Annotated in this window: 17 protein-coding genes; 11 read left to right on the top strand and 6 right to left on the bottom strand. The window is 27.8% G+C overall.

Annotated elements, in window-relative coordinates:
• Positions 1–221: 221 nt before the first annotated feature.
• The 4 genes from rnr to gltA all read left to right on the top strand — a co-directional run bounded on the left by rnr (position 222) and on the right by gltA (position 5,751).
• Positions 222–2,444 (top strand): ribonuclease R, encoded by a 2,223-nt coding sequence (gene rnr, locus NG904_RS12535; protein ID WP_252231820.1) that lies wholly within the window; start codon positions 222–224, stop codon positions 2,442–2,444.
• Positions 2,445–2,642: 198 nt separating this feature from the next.
• Positions 2,643–3,113 carry an SsrA-binding protein SmpB gene (gene smpB / locus NG904_RS12540; RefSeq protein WP_003373284.1) on the top strand — a complete coding sequence of 157 codons (471 nt, stop codon included), beginning with the start codon at positions 2,643–2,645 and terminating at the stop codon, positions 3,111–3,113.
• Positions 3,114–3,472: 359 nt separating this feature from the next.
• Positions 3,473–4,360, top strand: coding sequence for a sulfide/dihydroorotate dehydrogenase-like FAD/NAD-binding protein (locus tag NG904_RS12545; protein ID WP_252231821.1), 888 nt, complete (start codon positions 3,473–3,475; stop codon positions 4,358–4,360).
• Positions 4,360–5,751 carry an NADPH-dependent glutamate synthase gene (gltA, locus tag NG904_RS12550; protein WP_252231822.1) on the top strand — a complete coding sequence of 464 codons (1,392 nt, stop codon included), beginning with the start codon at positions 4,360–4,362 and terminating at the stop codon, positions 5,749–5,751. Before NG904_RS12545 ends, gltA begins: the two co-directional genes overlap by 1 nt.
• A gap of 297 nt (positions 5,752–6,048) precedes the next feature.
• Here the strand turns inward: gltA and NG904_RS12555 are convergent, their stop codons facing one another.
• Genes NG904_RS12555 through modA form a run of 3 tightly spaced genes read right to left on the bottom strand, consistent with a single transcriptional unit; the run spans position 6,049 to position 8,627 of the window.
• Positions 6,049–7,098, bottom strand: coding sequence for a sulfate/molybdate ABC transporter ATP-binding protein (locus tag NG904_RS12555; protein WP_252231823.1), 1,050 nt, complete (start codon positions 7,096–7,098; stop codon positions 6,049–6,051).
• 1 nt (position 7,099) lies between these two features.
• Entirely contained in the window at positions 7,100–7,783 is a 684-nt protein-coding gene (gene modB / locus NG904_RS12560) for a molybdate ABC transporter permease subunit (protein WP_252231824.1), read from the bottom strand.
• Positions 7,784–7,805: 22 nt separating this feature from the next.
• Positions 7,806–8,627 carry a molybdate ABC transporter substrate-binding protein gene (modA, locus tag NG904_RS12565; RefSeq protein WP_252231825.1) on the bottom strand — a complete coding sequence of 274 codons (822 nt, stop codon included), beginning with the start codon at positions 8,625–8,627 and terminating at the stop codon, positions 7,806–7,808.
• 264 nt (positions 8,628–8,891) lie between these two features.
• On the opposite strand from modA, the gene NG904_RS12570 reads away from it, so the two are divergent.
• The 6 genes from NG904_RS12570 (at position 8,892) to asrC (ending at position 14,245) form a co-directional block, all read left to right on the top strand.
• Positions 8,892–9,845, top strand: a complete 954-nt coding sequence (locus NG904_RS12570) for a helix-turn-helix transcriptional regulator (protein ID WP_252231826.1) — start codon at positions 8,892–8,894, stop codon at positions 9,843–9,845.
• 61 nt (positions 9,846–9,906) lie between these two features.
• Positions 9,907–10,599, top strand: a complete 693-nt coding sequence (locus tag NG904_RS12575; RefSeq protein WP_252231827.1) for a Crp/Fnr family transcriptional regulator — start codon at positions 9,907–9,909, stop codon at positions 10,597–10,599.
• Positions 10,600–10,692: 93 nt separating this feature from the next.
• Positions 10,693–11,460, top strand: a complete 768-nt coding sequence (locus tag NG904_RS12580) for a formate/nitrite transporter family protein (RefSeq protein WP_252231828.1) — start codon at positions 10,693–10,695, stop codon at positions 11,458–11,460.
• A 12-nt stretch (positions 11,461–11,472) separates the two neighbouring features.
• Positions 11,473–12,483, top strand: coding sequence for an anaerobic sulfite reductase subunit AsrA (gene asrA, locus NG904_RS12585; RefSeq protein ID WP_252231829.1), 1,011 nt, complete (start codon positions 11,473–11,475; stop codon positions 12,481–12,483).
• Complete coding sequence (asrB, locus tag NG904_RS12590; RefSeq protein ID WP_252231830.1) at positions 12,476–13,270, top strand: anaerobic sulfite reductase subunit AsrB; 795 nt, start codon at positions 12,476–12,478, stop codon at positions 13,268–13,270. Before asrA ends, asrB begins: the two co-directional genes overlap by 8 nt.
• Before the next feature lie 12 nt (positions 13,271–13,282).
• A complete protein-coding gene (gene asrC / locus NG904_RS12595; RefSeq protein ID WP_252231831.1) occupies positions 13,283–14,245 on the top strand; it encodes a sulfite reductase subunit C in 963 nt (320 codons plus the stop codon).
• Between the two features lie 158 nt (positions 14,246–14,403).
• On the opposite strand, the gene NG904_RS12600 is transcribed toward asrC, so the two are convergent.
• Genes NG904_RS12600 through NG904_RS12610 form a run of 3 tightly spaced genes read right to left on the bottom strand, consistent with a single transcriptional unit; the run spans position 14,404 to position 15,418 of the window.
• Positions 14,404–14,967 (bottom strand): manganese catalase family protein, encoded by a 564-nt coding sequence (locus tag NG904_RS12600; protein ID WP_205455215.1) that lies wholly within the window; start codon positions 14,965–14,967, stop codon positions 14,404–14,406.
• A gap of 15 nt (positions 14,968–14,982) precedes the next feature.
• Positions 14,983–15,234, bottom strand: coding sequence for a spore coat protein CotJB (locus NG904_RS12605; RefSeq protein ID WP_205455214.1), 252 nt, complete (start codon positions 15,232–15,234; stop codon positions 14,983–14,985).
• Positions 15,235–15,250: 16 nt separating this feature from the next.
• Positions 15,251–15,418: a spore coat associated protein CotJA gene (locus NG904_RS12610; RefSeq protein WP_205455213.1), complete on the bottom strand. Its 168-nt coding sequence runs from the start codon at positions 15,416–15,418 to the stop codon at positions 15,251–15,253.
• 230 nt (positions 15,419–15,648) lie between these two features.
• Between NG904_RS12610 and NG904_RS12615 the strand changes: the two genes are divergently transcribed.
• Entirely contained in the window at positions 15,649–17,664 is a 2,016-nt protein-coding gene (locus NG904_RS12615) for a M13-type metalloendopeptidase (RefSeq protein ID WP_252231832.1), read from the top strand.
• Positions 17,665–17,721: the final 57 nt, after the last annotated feature.

Here is a 17,721-nt window from a genome sequence, read left to right on the forward strand (position 1 = left end):
TTTACCTATTGCATATATCAACACACATTTAAAACAGAGTTAAATTTAATTACAAATTAATAATTTGCAGTCTTTTTTTCTTAAAATCAAATAAATTTTAATTTATAAGCAAATACTAAAGATAATTATAAAAAATATATATTATAAAATGTTATTGTGGTAGTATATACTTAATATAATAGAAATATTTGCTATCAGTTAAGATAACAGGAGGACGTGTCATGACAATAAAAGAAACATTATTAAGTTTTATGAAAGAACCTGCATACAATCCAATGACTATTGAAGAGTTGGCTCTTGTTTTTGATATAAAATCACATGAATATGGTGATTTCAAAAAGATATTAAAAATTATGGAAAATGAAGGCTTGATTTCAAGTACTCAAAAAAATAAATATATTATAGCAGAGAGTGTAGGAGTAATAGAAGAGAGTGTAGGCTTAATTACTGGAAGGCTTCAAGCACATCCAAAGGGATTTGGATTTTTAATACCGGATGTAGAAGGAGAAAATGATGTATTTATCCCAAGTTCATGTATGAATGGAGCAATAAATGGAGATAAAATACAAGTTCAAATAACAAGAGAAAACTCAAATACTAAAAAAAGAGAAGGCGAAGTTTATAAAATCCTTGAAAGAAATACAACTAAAATAGTAGGAATATATGAAGATAATAAAAACTTTGGGTTTGTTGTTTCAGAAGATACAAGAATTACTCAAGATATTTTTATTTCTAAAAAGGATAGAAATGGAGCAGAAAATGGGGATGTAGTTATAGTAGAAATAACTAAATGGCCTGATAGAAAAAGAAGTCCAGAAGGATTAATAAAAGAAGTATTAGGTAAAAAAGGCGATAAAGGTATTGACATTTTAACAATTATAAGAAAATTTGGTTTACCAGAAGAATTCAGTAAAAAAGTTTTAAAATTTGCAGAACAAATTCCAGAAACTATAAAGCCTGAAGAATATAAAAGAAGAGTAGATTTAAGAGATCTTAGAATGGTAACTATAGATGGAGAAGATGCTAAAGATTTAGATGATGCTGTATCTATAGAAAAATTGGAAGATGGAAACTTTAAATTAGGAGTTCACATTGCAGATGTTACTCATTATGTTAGAGAAAATAATATATTAGATAAGGAAGCTTTGAAAAGAGCTACATCTGTTTATTTAATAGATAGAGTTATTCCTATGCTACCTAAACAATTATCTAATGGGATATGTTCATTAAATCCAAAGGTTGATAGGTTAGCATTAAGTTGCTTTATGGTAATAAACAATAAAGGAACAGTTGTAGATCATGAGATAATGGAAAGTGTTATTAAAACAAGTGAAAGAATGACATATACTGATGTTACTAAGATATTAAGAGATAATGATGAAGAATTAATAAAAAAATATGATTATCTTTGTGATGATTTTAAGTTAATGGAAGAACTTTGCTTAATATTAAGAAGTAAGAGAATGAAAAGAGGAGCCATTGACTTTGACTTTGAAGAATCAAAGATAATCTTAGATGAAATGGGAAAACCAATAGATATAAAACCATATGAACGTGAAATAGCTAATAAAATTATAGAAGAATTTATGCTAGTTTGTAATGAAACAGTTGCTGAGCATATGTTCTGGAGCAAACTTCCTTTTGTATACAGAGTTCATGAAACTCCAGATGAAGAAAAGTTAGTTAAATTTAAAGAATTTATATATAATTTAGGATATAAAATTAATTGGAGTGAAGATGTAAATCCAAAAACTTTACAAAGTATATTAGAACAAGTTAAAGGAAAAAAAGAAGAGACAATAGTAAGTACATTATTATTAAGATCAATGATGCAAGCACGTTATGCACCAGAATGTGTAGGTCACTTTGGATTAGCTGCACAGTATTATTGTCACTTTACATCTCCAATAAGAAGATATCCTGACTTACAAATTCATAGAATAATAAAAGAACATCTTAATGGAGAAATTGATGATGCAAGATTTAAAAAATTAGTACCAATAGTTGATGTAGCATCAAAACAATCATCTGAAAAAGAAAGAGTAGCTCAAGAAGCAGAAAGGGAAGTTGATGATTTAAAGAAAGCTGAGTATATGCTTGATAAAATAGGAGAAGAATTTACTGGAATGATATCTTCTGTTACATCATTTGGAATGTTTGTTGAATTACCAAACACTATTGAAGGATTAGTTCATGTTACTGAGCTAGATGATGATTACTATATATTTGATGAAGCACACTTAGCGTTAATTGGTGAAAAGACAAAGAATATGCATAAACTTGGAGACGAAGTAACAGTAAAATGTGTTAAGGTTGATATAGATAATAGAGAAGTTTACTTTAAACTAGTGTCAACAAAAATAGATGAAGATAAAGAAGAAAAAAATAGTAAAGAAATTATAAAAGAACTTTTATCTTCAGAAGAAGAGCCCATTCTTAGTTAAATATCTATTAATTGATTAAAAATACTACTTATATTATAATTTTATATAAGAGTTAGTATGAAACCTAAATTATACATTAGGCTATGTTTTAAATGTGTGTTGGTATATGTAATCAGAGTAGCTTTACTTATTTATATATCAACACTCTGTTAAAATAGAGTTATACATTAAAATTTATGATTATTTGTGGGTGATTAAATGGTAAGAAAAAAAAGTTCAAATACTTTAGCAGAAAATAGAAAAGCAAGACATGAGTATTTTATAGAAGAAACTATTGAAGCTGGTATTGCATTGGTTGGCACGGAAGTAAAATCTATTAGAAATGGTAGAGCTAATTTAAAAGAATCCTATGCAGATATTAGAAATGGTGAAATTTTTATATTAAGTATGCATATAAGTCCGTATGAACAAGGCAATATATTTAATGTTGAGCCTTTAAGAGAAAAAAAATTATTATTACACAAATCAGAAATTCATAGACTAGCAGGTCTAGTATCTCGAGATGGATATACTTTAATTCCATTAACATTATACTTAAAAGCTGGGAAAGTTAAAGTAGCTTTGGGTATTTGTAAAGGTAAGAAAGATTATGATAAAAGAGATTCTATGTTAGAAAAAGCTCATAATAGAGAAATGCAAAGAGCTTTAAAAGAAAGAAGTAGATATTAAAGAGATGTTTATTTAAAATATAATAAAAAACTAATTTAATGGAATTTTATTTGAATTTTATTAAGTTAGTTTTTTATTTTTAGATTATGTTTTAGCTGAGTGTTGATATATGTATATGCAAAATGGATGGAGTAATTGAACTTAGGAACACTAAAATGATTATAGTGCCACTTTACCTATTACATATATCAACACATATTTAAAACAAAAAATTATAAATAAATAGAAAATATTTAAAAAATATACATTTTAGTAAAATAAAATATTAATTAAGTAAAATTTCAAAAAACATTTTAAAAAATTATCCAATTAGTGTATATTTATAGTATGCATATAAAATCTGAACAGGGGGAACAAAAATGTATAAGATAGTTAGTAAAAGAGAGCTTACAAATAATATTTTTTTAATGGATATAGAAGCTCCAAGAGTAGCAAAATCAGCAAAACCTGGTCAATTCATAATAATAAAAAATGATGACAAAGGTGAAAGAATTCCTTTAACTATTGCAGACTATGATAGTAAAAAAGGAACAGTAACAATAGTTTTTCAAACTGTTGGAAAAAGTACAAAGGAATTAGCACAATATGAAGTTAATGATTATGTAAGTGACTTTGTTGGACCTTTAGGACAACCAACTGAATTCATTCATGAAGATTTAGAAGAATTAAAAAAGAAAAATATTATTTTTGTAGCAGGTGGAGTTGGTGCTGCACCAGTTTATCCTCAAGTTAAATGGATGCACGAAAATGGTATTAATGTAGACGTTATAGTTGGTTCTAGAAATAAAGAACTTTTAATATTAGAAGAAGAAATGAAAAAGGTTGCAGGAAATTTATATATATCAACAGACGATGGAAGTTATGGATTTAATGGTAGAGTTACTGATTGTTTACAAAGTCTAGTTAATGACGGAAAGAAGTATGATCACGCAGTGGTTATTGGACCTATGATAATGATGAAATTTATGGCAGCATTAACTAAAGAACTTGGAATTAAAACAACTGTTAGCTTAAATCCTATTATGGTAGATGGTACAGGTATGTGTGGTGCTTGTAGAGTTACAGTTGGAAATGAAGTTAAATTTGCTTGTGTTGATGGACCAGAATTTGATGGACATTTAATTGATTTTGATGAATCAATGAGAAGACAAGCTATGTATAAGAGTGAAGAAGGTAGAGCACAATTAAAGGTTGAAGAAGGAAATACTCATAGTCATGGTGGCTGTGGTTGCGGAGGTGATAAATAATGGATATGAAAGATAGAATGGTTAAGGTTCCTGTAAGAGAACAAAATGCAAAAGTTAGGGCAACAAACTTTGAAGAAGTATGTTTAGGATATAATGAAGAAGAAGCTAAAAAAGAAGCTTCAAGATGTTTAAATTGTAAGAATCCTAAATGTATAGAAGGATGTCCAGTAGCTATCAATATTCCAGGATTTATATCACACATAAAAGATAATAAATTTGAAGATGCAGCAAAGGAAATTGCAAAATATAGTGCACTTCCTGCTGTATGTGGTAGAGTATGTCCACAAGAAAGCCAATGTGAAGGTAAGTGTGTATTAGGAATAAAAGGTGAACCAGTATCAATTGGTAAACTAGAAAGATTTACAGCTGATTGGTCTGCAGAACACAATATTGACTTAAGTGAAACAGCTCCTTCAAATGGTAAAAAAATTGCAGTAATAGGAAGTGGTCCTTCTGGATTAACTTGTGCTGGAGACTTAGCTAAAAAGGGATATGATGTTACTATATTTGAAGCTTTACATAAAGCTGGTGGAGTTTTAGAATATGGTATACCTGAATTTAGACTTCCAAAGGAAAAAGTAGTTAAAAATGAAGTTGAAAACATTAAAAAATTAGGTGTTAAAATTGAAACTAATGTTATAATAGGAAAAACTATAACTGTAGATGAACTTTTTGAAGATGAAAAGTTTGAAGCCGTATTTATAGGATCAGGAGCAGGTCTTCCTAAATTCATGGGTATAAATGGAGAAAATGCAAATGGAGTATTCTCTGCAAATGAATTTTTAACAAGAGTTAACTTAATGAAAGCATATTTAGATGAATATGATACTCCTGTTAAGAATGGTAAAAAAGTTGCAGTAGTTGGTGGCGGAAATGTTGCTATGGATGCTGCAAGAACTGCATTAAGACTTGGAGCTGAAAGTCATATAGTATATAGAAGAAGTGAATCAGAGCTTCCAGCAAGAATTGAAGAAGTTCATCATGCTAAGCAAGAAGGAATAATTTTTGATTTATTAACTAATCCAAAAGAAATCTTAACAGATGAAAATGGATGGGTTAATGGTATGAGGTGCGTTAAGATGGAACTTGGTCAGCCTGATGAATCTGGAAGAAGAAGACCAGTTGAAATTGAAGGATCAGAATTTATTATGGATGTAGATACTGTAATAATGTCACTTGGAACTTCACCAAATCCATTAATTTCTTCAACAACTGAGGGATTAGAAGTTAATAAGTGGAAGTGTTTAGTTGCAGATGAAAATGGCTTAACTACTAAAGAAGGTGTTTATGCAGGTGGAGATGCTGTTACAGGTGCTGCAACAGTAATACTTGCAATGGGTGCTGGTAAGAAGGCAGCAGAAGCTATAGATGAATATTTACAAAGTAAATAAATATTTAGTAAAATAAAAATGGTTGTATCAAATTACATTTATTTTAACTTATGGCTGTGCTTTAGTAGCGTATTGATATATACACATATTTAAAATAGAGGCTAATCTATAAAAGAGGATTCATTAAAATGTGAATCCTCTTTTTCAATGTACAGGAATTTAAAAATATATATTTTTAGAAAGTTTTTGAGAATTTTAACCAAAATTTTCAAGTCTAAATTCTTTCCTATCAACTAAAAAGCTTGAAAGTTAGTTAAGCATTATTAAATAAGTGATATATCTTAATTTTAAATAATCTTAAAATAAGAATAAATCATCAGTAGAAAATGTAAGATATATTAAATCTCCTTTGTGAAAATCAATGAGATCTTTAGTAAGCCTAAAGTTTATTAAGTTAGAAGTTGTTTTATTAGGATTTTTAAGATATATTGTATAATCAAATGGATTTTCTATTATATTTTCAACTATAAATGGAAATGCATTAGCAATATTTTTATCATTACATAATTTTATATTGTGTTCTCTTATACCGATATAACTAGTATTATTTATATCACAATTAGATTTTATAATATATTCATGTCCCCAGTCTTCAGCATAGATTTTATTATTATCAATTATTTTTATATGAGATATATTTTTGCAACCAGTTAATCTTGCTTCGGCAAGTGATTTTGGAGCATTAAATAATGATTTTTTCTCTCTCATATTAAGAGCAGTACCATTATCATAGACAATTATATTATCACATACTCTATAGGCCTCTTCTATGTCATGAGTAACAAAAATAACAGTACCATCATAATTTTTTAGAATAGACAATAATTCTTTTTCCATGTTATGTCTAAGGTGATGATCTAAAGCTGAAAAAGGTTCATCTAAAAGTAGTATATCCGGAGAAGTAATTAAAGCTCTAGCTAAAGCAACTCTTTGTTGTTGCCCACCAGATAACTGCCAAGGATAATTTTTTTCTAATCCACTTAATCCAAATCTATTTATATATTTATTAACCAAATTATTAACATTAGTTTTTTTTGAATTTAATAGTCCAACTTTAATATTTTCTTCAACAGTCATATTGGGAAATAAGGCATAGTTTTGAAATAAAAAACCTATTTTTCTGTTTTTGCATGAAACAGATATGTTTTTTTTTGAATCAAATAGAATAGTATCATTTAATATTATTTTTCCTTGTTCGGGCTTGTCTAAACCAGCAATACATTTTAAACTCATACTTTTACCTGAACCAGATGCCCCTAGAAATCCTAATATTCCTTTTTTATGATTAAATTCTACATTCAAAGAAATTGAAGATAATTCTTTTTTTATGTTTACATATAAAGACATATTACTTAATTCTCCTTCCAATGAGTTTAAGTTGTAAGTCTGACCAATAATTTAATAAAATAATCATAAATAATGATAGTGATACGATTATGATAACCCATAAAAGGGCTTTCTGCATGTCACCACCTTCCACTGTAAAAAATATTGCTAGTGGCATAGTTTGAGTTTTTCCAGGGATATTACCTGCAATCATTAAAGTAGCACCAAATTCCCCCATAGCTCTAGCAAAAGATAATACTAACCCTGCTATTATTCCAGGCCAAGATAATGGAATAGCAATTTTATAGAATATTTGTAGTTCACTTAATCCCAGTGTTCTAGCAGCTGAAATGATGTTAGTGTCTATTTGTTCAAAGGCAGATCTAGTTGTTCTATACATCATTGGAAAAGAGACAACTACTGCAGCTATTACTGTGGCTGTCCAAGAAAATATTAAAGATTTATCAAATATTAAAAATAACTTTCCTATAAATCCATTTTTACCACATATAAGAAGTAAAAAGAAGCCAACAACAGTTGGAGGAAGAATTAATGGTAAATTTAATAAACCATCAAGTAATCCTTTGAGTTTTCCATTAAAATTTGCTATCCAGTATGAAACAATAATACCTAATACAAAGGTAAGAGATGTCGCAACTAAAGATGTTTTTAAAGATATCCATAATGGTGAAAGGTCCATACCCATATTAATTCCTCCTCATAATTAATTAGTCTATAGATTTATAGCCATATTTTTCAAAAATATTTTTAGCATCATCTGTAAATAAAAAATCCTCAAATTGTTTTGCAGTATCAACTTGTTTTGTAACATCTGATTTTGATGTATTTTTTACTATAGAAATAGGATAAGTAATAGGAGAATGGCATGTTTCAGGAATAGTTTCAATTATTTTAGCATCCTTATTATTATAAGCATCACTTAAATAAACAAACCCAACATCAGCATTACCGGATATAGACCAAGCTAGTACCTCCTTTACATCCTTTGCAAATACTAATTTTGATTCTATATCAGATTTTATGTTTAAATTATTGAAAGTTTCATCAGCATATTTTCCAGCAGGTACACTTGATGGTTCACCAGCTGCAATTTTTTTTACTTTATCTGTTTTTAAATCATTTATACTAGTAATAGTTGTAGACTTAGGACCAATAAGAACTAATTCATTTTTTACTAAATCTTTTTTTGTAGATTCAAGTAATAAATTTTCTTCATCTAATTTTTTCATTTGACTTTGACCAGCTGAAATAAAGATATCACAAGGAGCACCTTGTTCGATTTGTTGTTGTAAAGAACCTGATGAACCATAATTTATAACAAGATCAGCATTAGGTGCAATAGATTTGAACTTTTCTTGAATATCAGCCATAGCTTCTTTTAAGCTAGCGGCTGCTGAAATGTTAAGTTCTATTTTTTCAGAGTTGTTAGATTGAGCAGAACTATTTTTTGTTTCCTTTTTTGCACATCCTGAAAGTAATACGATACAAGATGTAACTGCTAATAATGCGATTAAAATTTTGTTTTTCATAAATATCTCCCCTTTTAACATTGTTTTGTATAGTTTTATTGAGTTTTACACTGTTTTGTATATTTTTAATAATTTTACCATTATTTAAGAATTGATTCAACAACATAATTGCTAAAATAACAAAATTTTCCTTGGTAAACATAATATTTTATAGCAACTATTATTTCTTAATGATAAAATTAATAAGAAGTGAAATATTCGTTAGAAAGATAAATAGCTTTCTATGAAATGTTACAACTAGATTATACAAGGGGGAGATTAATTGTGGACTCAGAAAGATCATTGACTGCACTTGAAGTATCAGAATTATTAAAAATAAATAAAAATACAGTTTATGAACTTGTAAAGAGAGGCGAATTACCTGGATATAAGATAGGAAAAAAATTAAGGATAGATGAAAAAGATGTTTTTGAATATATAAATGATCAAAAATCTTCTTCAAGAAATAGTAAGAATATCACAAAAAGTTATTTAAATAATAATGTGAATATAAATTCTGAATTTAAAGTAGAAAATGATATCATAATTTCAGGACAAGATATTATTTTAGATGTTTTAGCTCGTCATATTGAAGAAAAAACTGATAATATTAGAGTTTTACGTTCAAATGTTGGTAGTTACACGAGCTTGTGTGATTTATATAATGATAAGATATCAATATCGTCATCACATCTTTGGGATGGTGATACAAATGAATATAATACAGCTTATGTAAGACGATTAATTCCAGGAATTCCCTGCATAATAATTAATTTAGCTTATAGAAGACAAGGTTTTTATGTAGCTAAGGGAAATCCACATAACATAACAACATGGAATGATTTAATAAAAAATGATATAAGTATAGTGAATAGAGAAAAAGGATCAGGTACTAGAGTATTGTTAGATGAGAAGTTAAGATTATACAATGTTGAAGGCGAGTCTATTAAAGGTTATAACTTTGAACAATCTTCTCATTTAGCAGTAGCAAGCAGTATAGCTGTGGGGGATGGAGACTTAGGGATAGGAATAGAAAAGGTTGCCCATCAAGTGAGTGAGATTGATTTTGTACCTATACAAGAAGAACGATATGATTTGATTATAAAAAAATCCTCTTTAAAATATCCACTTTATAAGTTAATAATTGAGATAATTCAATCTAAAAAATTCAAAAAAGAAATCAAAGGATTGGGTGAATATGATTTAAGAGATATAGGTAAGATTCTTGCCGAAACTTAAAAGCTAGCATTAAGTTAAAAAATATATTAAATATTATTAGAATATATATTTTGGAGGAATTATGAATAATGTTACCATACAGGAACTTAGAAATTTAGAAATTTTTAAAAATATATGTGATGATTCTTTGAATAAAATTATTGAAATGGGAATTTTAATTAAATACCCTTCAGGGAGGCATATTTTTAGAGATAAAGAAGATGTGAAAAATTTATATGTAGTATTAAGTGGTACAGTATCATTGTATAAATCAAATGAATGTGGACATAAGAGAGCCATCTTTATTTTAGGAAAAGGTAAGATGATTAATGATGTTATAATACAGGAATTACCATCATCCATTAATTGTGAAGTTTTCGAAGAAGCAGAAATTTTAAGTTTCAATAAAGAGGAATTCTTGAAACTTATGGAAGTGGATTTTACATTAACCAAAAATGTAATGTGCTCATTATCAATGAAAGTAAGAAGGTTATATAGGCAGATTAAAAATTCAACAGGCGTTATAAAAATGGAAAAACGATTATGTGCAAAACTGTGGAAATTAAGCAAGGATTATGGAATTGAAAAAAACGGTGAAGTAGTAGTTGATAAAAAGATAACTATTACCTATTTAGCAGATTTATTAGGTTCGAAAAGGGAAACAATATCTAGGGCATTAAAAATATTATGTAATGAAAATTTAATTGAATATAAAAATAAGCAGATAATAGTAAAGAATCAGGAAAAATTATCGCAGTTTTTTAAAGCACCGTGATTAATATCACGGTGCTTTAATTCTTTAGAATATATACTTAGATTAATGGAAAGCATAATTTAAAATCGCAATTATGAAGGGAGATTTAATACGGTGTTTTGTGAAGAATTTAACAGTGTAGTAGTAGCTGCAAAAGCAAAGGTTAATTTACTAAAAAATAATAAATTAGGTTATTTTATTAGCTCAATGCTTGCAGGTGCTTATGTAGGAATGGGAATAATACTTATATTTACAATAGGTGGACTTTTAAGTAGTGCAGGATCACCATTTACTAAAGTAATTATGGGAGCATCTTTTGGAGTAGCACTTAGTTTAGTAGTAATGGCAGGATCAGAACTTTTTACAGGAAATAATTTTGTTATGACAGCAGGATCCTTAAGTGGTGAAGTAACTTGGAGTGATACACTTAAAGTTTGGGGGCTTTGTTTTTTAGGAAATTTAGTTGGATCTATAATTACAGGAGCTATGTTTTATTTAACAGGTCTTGCAACAGGTCCAGTAGGAGAGTTTATTGCTAGTACTTCAGCGGTGAAAATGAGTGTGCCTTTTTTACCATTATTAATGAGAGGTATACTTTGTAATATACTAGTTTGCTTAGCTGTATGGTGTAGTTTTCGTTGTAAGAATGAAGTCGCTAAGTTAATTATGATATTTTGGTGTTTATTTGTGTTTATAACAGCTGGATTTGAACATAGTGTAGCTAATATGACACTTTTAACAGTAGGATTACTTTCACCAGGTGCAGCAGATGTAAGTGTAATGGGATATTTATATAACATCATAGTTGTAACACTTGGAAATATCATTGGAGGAGCTATATTTTTAGCAGTTCCATACTATTTAATATCAAAAAAGAAGTAAGGGGATATCATTATGGGATATAAATTAAATAAAACTGATGTAAATAATATTTTTGATAATTTATCAAGAGAATATGATATATATGCGCCTAAGCTATTTCTAGGAGAAGGAACTTATTCTGATACAGATAGAATTAGGTATGGAAAGGTAGAAAATATAGATGAAATAGTTTTTGATAAAAAAGCTGAATATTCATCTAAAGAAATTTTATTACCAATATCTGAAACATTGTTCTTCTTTACAGAGGATGAGATAAAAGAAGCTAAGACTTCTAAAAAAGGCGCAATAGTATTTTTAAGAAGTTGTGATTTACATGCTATAAAACGTATGGATGATATTTATTTAAAAAATGGACATGAAGATTTTTATTATAAGAGATTAAGAGAAAAAACTAAGTTCATTTTAATTGGATGTGAAAAATCATTTGAAAAATGTTTTTGTGTAAGTATGGAAACTAATAAAACTGATGAATATGCGGCATATTTAAAAGTTATAGGTGATGAAGTATATATAGATACTAAAGAAGAAGAGTTCATAAAACTATTTTCAATTGGTGAAAATGTAGAAGTGAAGCCTGACTTTGTAAGTGAAAACAATAAAAAGGTTTCAGTACCAGAGAATCTTTCATTAGATATTATAAATTCAAAAATGTGGGAAGATTATAGTACACGTTGTATTGCATGTGGTAGATGTAATTTTGTTTGTCCAACTTGTACTTGCTTTACAATGCAAGATATATTCTACACTGATAATGGAAAAGCAGGTGAAAGACGTAGGGTATGGGCTTCATGTCAAGTAGATGGATTTACTGAGATGGCTGGTGGACATACTTTTAGAGCTGACAAAGGGCAACGTATGAGATTTAAAGTTATGCACAAAGTATATGATTATAAAAAGAAATGGGGATATCACATGTGTGTTGGATGCGGAAGATGTGATGATATTTGTCCCGAATATATATCTTTCTCTAATTGCGTAAATAAATTAGAAAATGGAATGAAAGAGGTGTCTTCTAATGAGTAAAAATGAATATATTCCTTTTTTATCAGAAATTAAGGAAGTTATTAAACATACAGATATTGAATATACTTTCAGAATGGAATTTTCAGGTGATGTAAAACCAGGACAATTTTTTGAAGTATCATTGCCTAAGTTTGGAGAAGCGCCTATTTCAGTAAGTGGTATTGAAGAAAATACTGTTGACTTAACAATAAGAAGAGTTGGAAAAGTTACTAATGAAATATTCAATAATTATGTAGGTGATAAATTATATCTAAGAGGTCCCTATGGAAATGGATTTGATGTAAATGAATATAAGGGAAAAGATTTAATTATTGTAGCAGGTGGGACAGGTTTATCTCCAGTTAAAGGAGTAGTTGATTATTTTGCAAATAATATAGATAAAATTAATAGTTTTACATTAATAGCAGGTTTTAAATCTCCTAATGACATTTTATTTAAATCAGATATAAAAGATTGGAACGATAAAATAAATGCTATTATCACAGTAGATAATGCTGATGAAAGTTATGATGGAAAAGTAGGATTAGTTACTAAATATATACCAGAACTTGATATAAAAGATTTAAATAATGTTGCTGTTATTGTAGTTGGACCTCCTATCATGATGAAGTTCACAGTTGCAGAATTTTTAAAACTTGGAATAGAAGAAAAAAATATATGGATTTCTCAAGAAAGAAAAATGTGCTGTGGAATAGGAAAATGTGGACACTGTAAAATAGATGATACTTATATTTGTTTAGATGGACCTGTTTTTAATTATTCAAAAGGTAAGTCTTTACTAGACTAGGAGGAGTTAATTATGGATTTAAATACAAAAAAAATCAAGAAAAATGCTTTTAGAGTTACTAAAGTAAGGGGATTAACTGCTTCTAGAGTTAGAGTTCCAGGAGGACATTTACAAGCAGATTTATTAGGCAAGATACAAGAAATATCGCAAATGTATGGTGATGGAAGTGTGCATATAACAACACGTCAAGGATTTGAAATACCAGGAATAAAATATGAAGATATTGATAAGGTAAATGAATTATTACAGCCAATTATAGAAAGCTTAGGTATAAATCAAGAAATACCAGGAAAGGGATATACATCTGCTGGAACTAGAAATGTATCAGCATGTATTGGTAATAATGTTTGCCCATTTGCAAATTATAATACAACTAATTTTGCTAAAAGAATAGAAAAAGCTATATTTCCCAATGATCTACACTTTAAGATAGCACTTACTGGGTGCCCAAACGATTGTATAAAAGCTAGAATGCATGATTTTGGGATAATAGGAATGACTGAACCACAGTATGATAAAGAGAGATGTGTAAGCTGTGGGGCATGTGTAAGAGCTTGCAAGAAGAAGTCAGTAGATGCACTTAAAACAGTAAATTATAAAGTAGTAAGAAATGAAGAAAAATGTATTGGATGTGGGGAATGTGTTATAAATTGTCCTACTGGTGCGTGGACAAGAAGTAAAGAAAAATATTATAAATTAGTTATAATGGGTAGAAGCGGTAAAAGAAACCCACGTCTTGCTGAAGATTTCTTAATTTGGTCAGATGAACAAAGTATAATTAAGATAATATTGAACACTTATAAATTTGTGGCTAAGTATATAGATAAAAGTGCTCCAGGTGGCAAAGAACATATAGGATATATCATAGATAGAGTTGGATTTGAAGAATATAAAAAGTGGGCACTAGAAGGAATAGAATTCCCAGAAAAAACAATAGTAAAGCAATGTGTTTATTGGAATGGAGTACATTTTTAATTAAACAACTTAAAAATCTCTACAGAAATAAAACTGTAGAGATTTTTTAAACTTCATTTTAATTATGAAAGTTTTAAAAATTTTGCATTATTTTAAAAGTGTGTTGATATTGTAATATAAACATTAATTTAAAATAGAGCACAAAATTTGAAGAAATATTATTTATTACATAAATGATCTTGGACGTTCATTAAAGCTTCACCAAATCTTTGATAGTGTACAACTTCTCTTTCTCTTAAGAATTTTAAAACATCTTTAATATCTTGTTCATCAGTTAATTGAATTAAATGTTCATAAGTTGCTCTAGCTTTTTGTTCTGCTGCCATATCTTCATGTAAATCTGCAATTACATCTCCTTTTGCTTGGATATAAGTTGCAGTCCAAGGGTTTCCAGTAGCATCAGTATAGAATAATGCTTTTCCATGATCAACATAATGTCCACCAAGTCCTGCTTCTTTAAGTTCATCTAATGTTGCATTCTCCATAAGTTGATAAATCATAGTAGCAAGCATTTCTACATGGGCCATTTCTTCTGTACCTATATCTGTAAGTAAGCCTTTGGATTTTCCAGTAGGCATTGTATAACGTTGATTTAAATATCTAAGTGCGGCACTTAATTCACCATCAGGGCCACCATATTGAGATACTAGATATTTAGCCATTTTTAAATCTTTACATTTTAAATTTATTGGATGTTCTAATGTTTTAACATAATACCACATAATCTTTTATTCCTCCTAATTTTCTTTTTCCCAAGGCCAAGATTTTTCTATCCAATAACGTGGATCTTCCTTAAAAGAAGTACCAAAATTAGTTAAAGGACCGAAATTTTTTTCGTATTCATTAGTTAAACAAGTTAATTTAGCTGATACTATATCATAGTCTTTTTTTGCATTTTCATTATCAGGAAAATTATCAAGGAATAAATTTAGATCAACAGCTGAAAATTGATAAATTCTTATACTATCTAATAAATCTTTTTCATACATAATATATCACCCCACATTAACATTTACTTTTTTTCTTTTCATTATAAGGTTGGTAAAGGTCTTTAAAAATAGTTCCTTTAACAAAGCCTTCTTTACATGTGAATAGATTTTCATAAGGTTGAGGCATTATATATGCACGTGCATATTCTTTTAATTTATAGGTACAATTATCATTTTTGTACATAAAATTTTTTCATCCCTTCATTTTGATTGCTTAATAAATATAATATGCATATAGAGAGATAAAGTGATTCTTGTGAAAAACATATATTTTTAAGTCTAAAATGTATGCAAATAAATATTAATTTTATCTTAAATTATACTTAAATAAAGAACATCTGTTTAATAATGCTATTATTAAGTAGATGTTTTTTATATAATTAACATATAATATAAAATGTGAAGGGGACTAATATGATAAAGTATAAAAAAACAGCACGTGCATTAGCTTTAATATTATCTGTGTTTATTATAAATTCATTTATAAATTATAATGTATTTGCAAGTGAAGTAATTACGCAGAGCAATAATGAAATAAGGCTACAAGACAACTTCTATGAAGCTGTTAATAAGGAATGGCTAAAAAAATCAATACTTAAACAAGATGAGGAAGCTAAAAGTACTTTTACTGAAACAAAGGATAAGGTTAATAATGACGCAAAAAGAATATTTAATGATTTATTAATTCATGAAGATAAATATTTAAGTAATACAGACGAAAAGAAGATAATAAATTTATATAATAATTCTATTAATATTTCAGAAAGAAATAATCAAGGTGCAGAACCTATAAAGAAATATACAAATAAAATAAAGGAAGCTAAAAATATAAATGAGCTTACAAAATTATTAGGCGATCCAACGATAAATATATTTAGTAATTTAATTAATTTTAGTGTTGGAAGCGATATTTATGATGAGAAGAACAATGCACTATATATTTCATCAACCAGATTAGTTCTAGGGGATTCAGATCAATATAGAAATGAAACAGATAAAACTAAAGATAATAGAGAAAATATGGAAAGATACTTAGTCAATATATTAATGTTAAGTGGATATTCTAGAGAAGAATCGATAATAAAAGTTAATAATTTATTTTATTTTGAAAATCAATTAGCACCATCTATTATAGGTGTTAATGAATTTGCAGAGTATTATAATAACCAAAAAAATAACTATAAAACTTATAAAATCAGTGATATTAATGAACTCTCAAGTAATTTAGATTTATCATATATAATAAAAAACCTTGGATATGAAAATGTAGACAAAGTAATTTTATTTGAACCTAAATGGTTAGATAAATTAAATGAGTTATATAGTGAAGAAAATTTGCAAGTAATAAAAGATTATACTGAAGTTTGTATGATTTCTGCTGCAAGTAAATATCTAAGTGAAAATTTTAGAAATGAATATTTAGCTTTACAAAAATCATTATACGATATAGATAGTATATCATTAGAAGATGAAACTAAAGAACTTGTAAAAAAGAATTTCAATTCAGCTTTAAGTAAATTATATGTAGAAGAGGTCTTTAGTGAAGAGATAAAAAATGATGTGAAAAATATTACTGAAGAAATTATAAATACTTATTCAAATAGAATTAAAAATCTTGATTGGATGAGTGCTTCGACTCAAGATAATGCTATTAAAAAGTTAAATAATATAAAAGTAAATATAGGTTATCCAGAAGAATGGACAGATTATTCAAACTTAGAAATAAAGTCATATAAAGAAGGTGGATCACTTCTTGAAAATATAATAAATTTAGAGAAATTTTCATATAAACAACCTATAAGTTCTAGAGAATCATTTAACAAAATATCACCAGAAGATGTTAATGCATATTATGATGCTGAGAGCAATGAAATTACAATTCCAGCAGCTATATTGCAAGCACCGTTCTATGATATAAATGAAAGTAAGGAAAAAAATTTAGGTGGATTAGGAGTTATTATTGGACATGAAATTACTCATGCTTTTGATAATAATGGATCTAAGTTTGATGAAAATGGAAAAATAAAAAATTGGTGGAATGATGAAGATTATAAAAAATATGAAGATAAAATTAAAAGAATAGAAGAGGTTTATGGAAATATAGAAGCATTACCTGGGATAAAAGTGAATGGGGAAATTACTTTAGGTGAAAATATTGCGGATATTGGATCTATGACTTGTATGTTAGATATTTTAGATGAAATACCTAATGTAAATTATGATGAGTTTTTTAGAAATTTTGCTAGAGTATGGAGAGATGTAACTACTGAAGAATATAAAGTATTATTATTAAAAATAGACAGCCATTCACCTAGTGATATTAGAGTAAATACAGTATTACAACAATTTGAAAAATTCTATGAAATTTATAATGTAACTGAAAATGATGATATGTATATAAAAGTAAAAGATAGATTATCTATTTGGTAGAATAGAATTTTAGTAGGTTAAGTTTAATTACTATGATAAGTTTTACTTATAGATATA

This window comes from Clostridium sp. ZBS15 (assembly GCF_023845705.1).
GTDB classification, from domain to species: domain Bacteria; phylum Bacillota; class Clostridia; order Clostridiales; family Clostridiaceae; genus Clostridium; species Clostridium aquiflavi.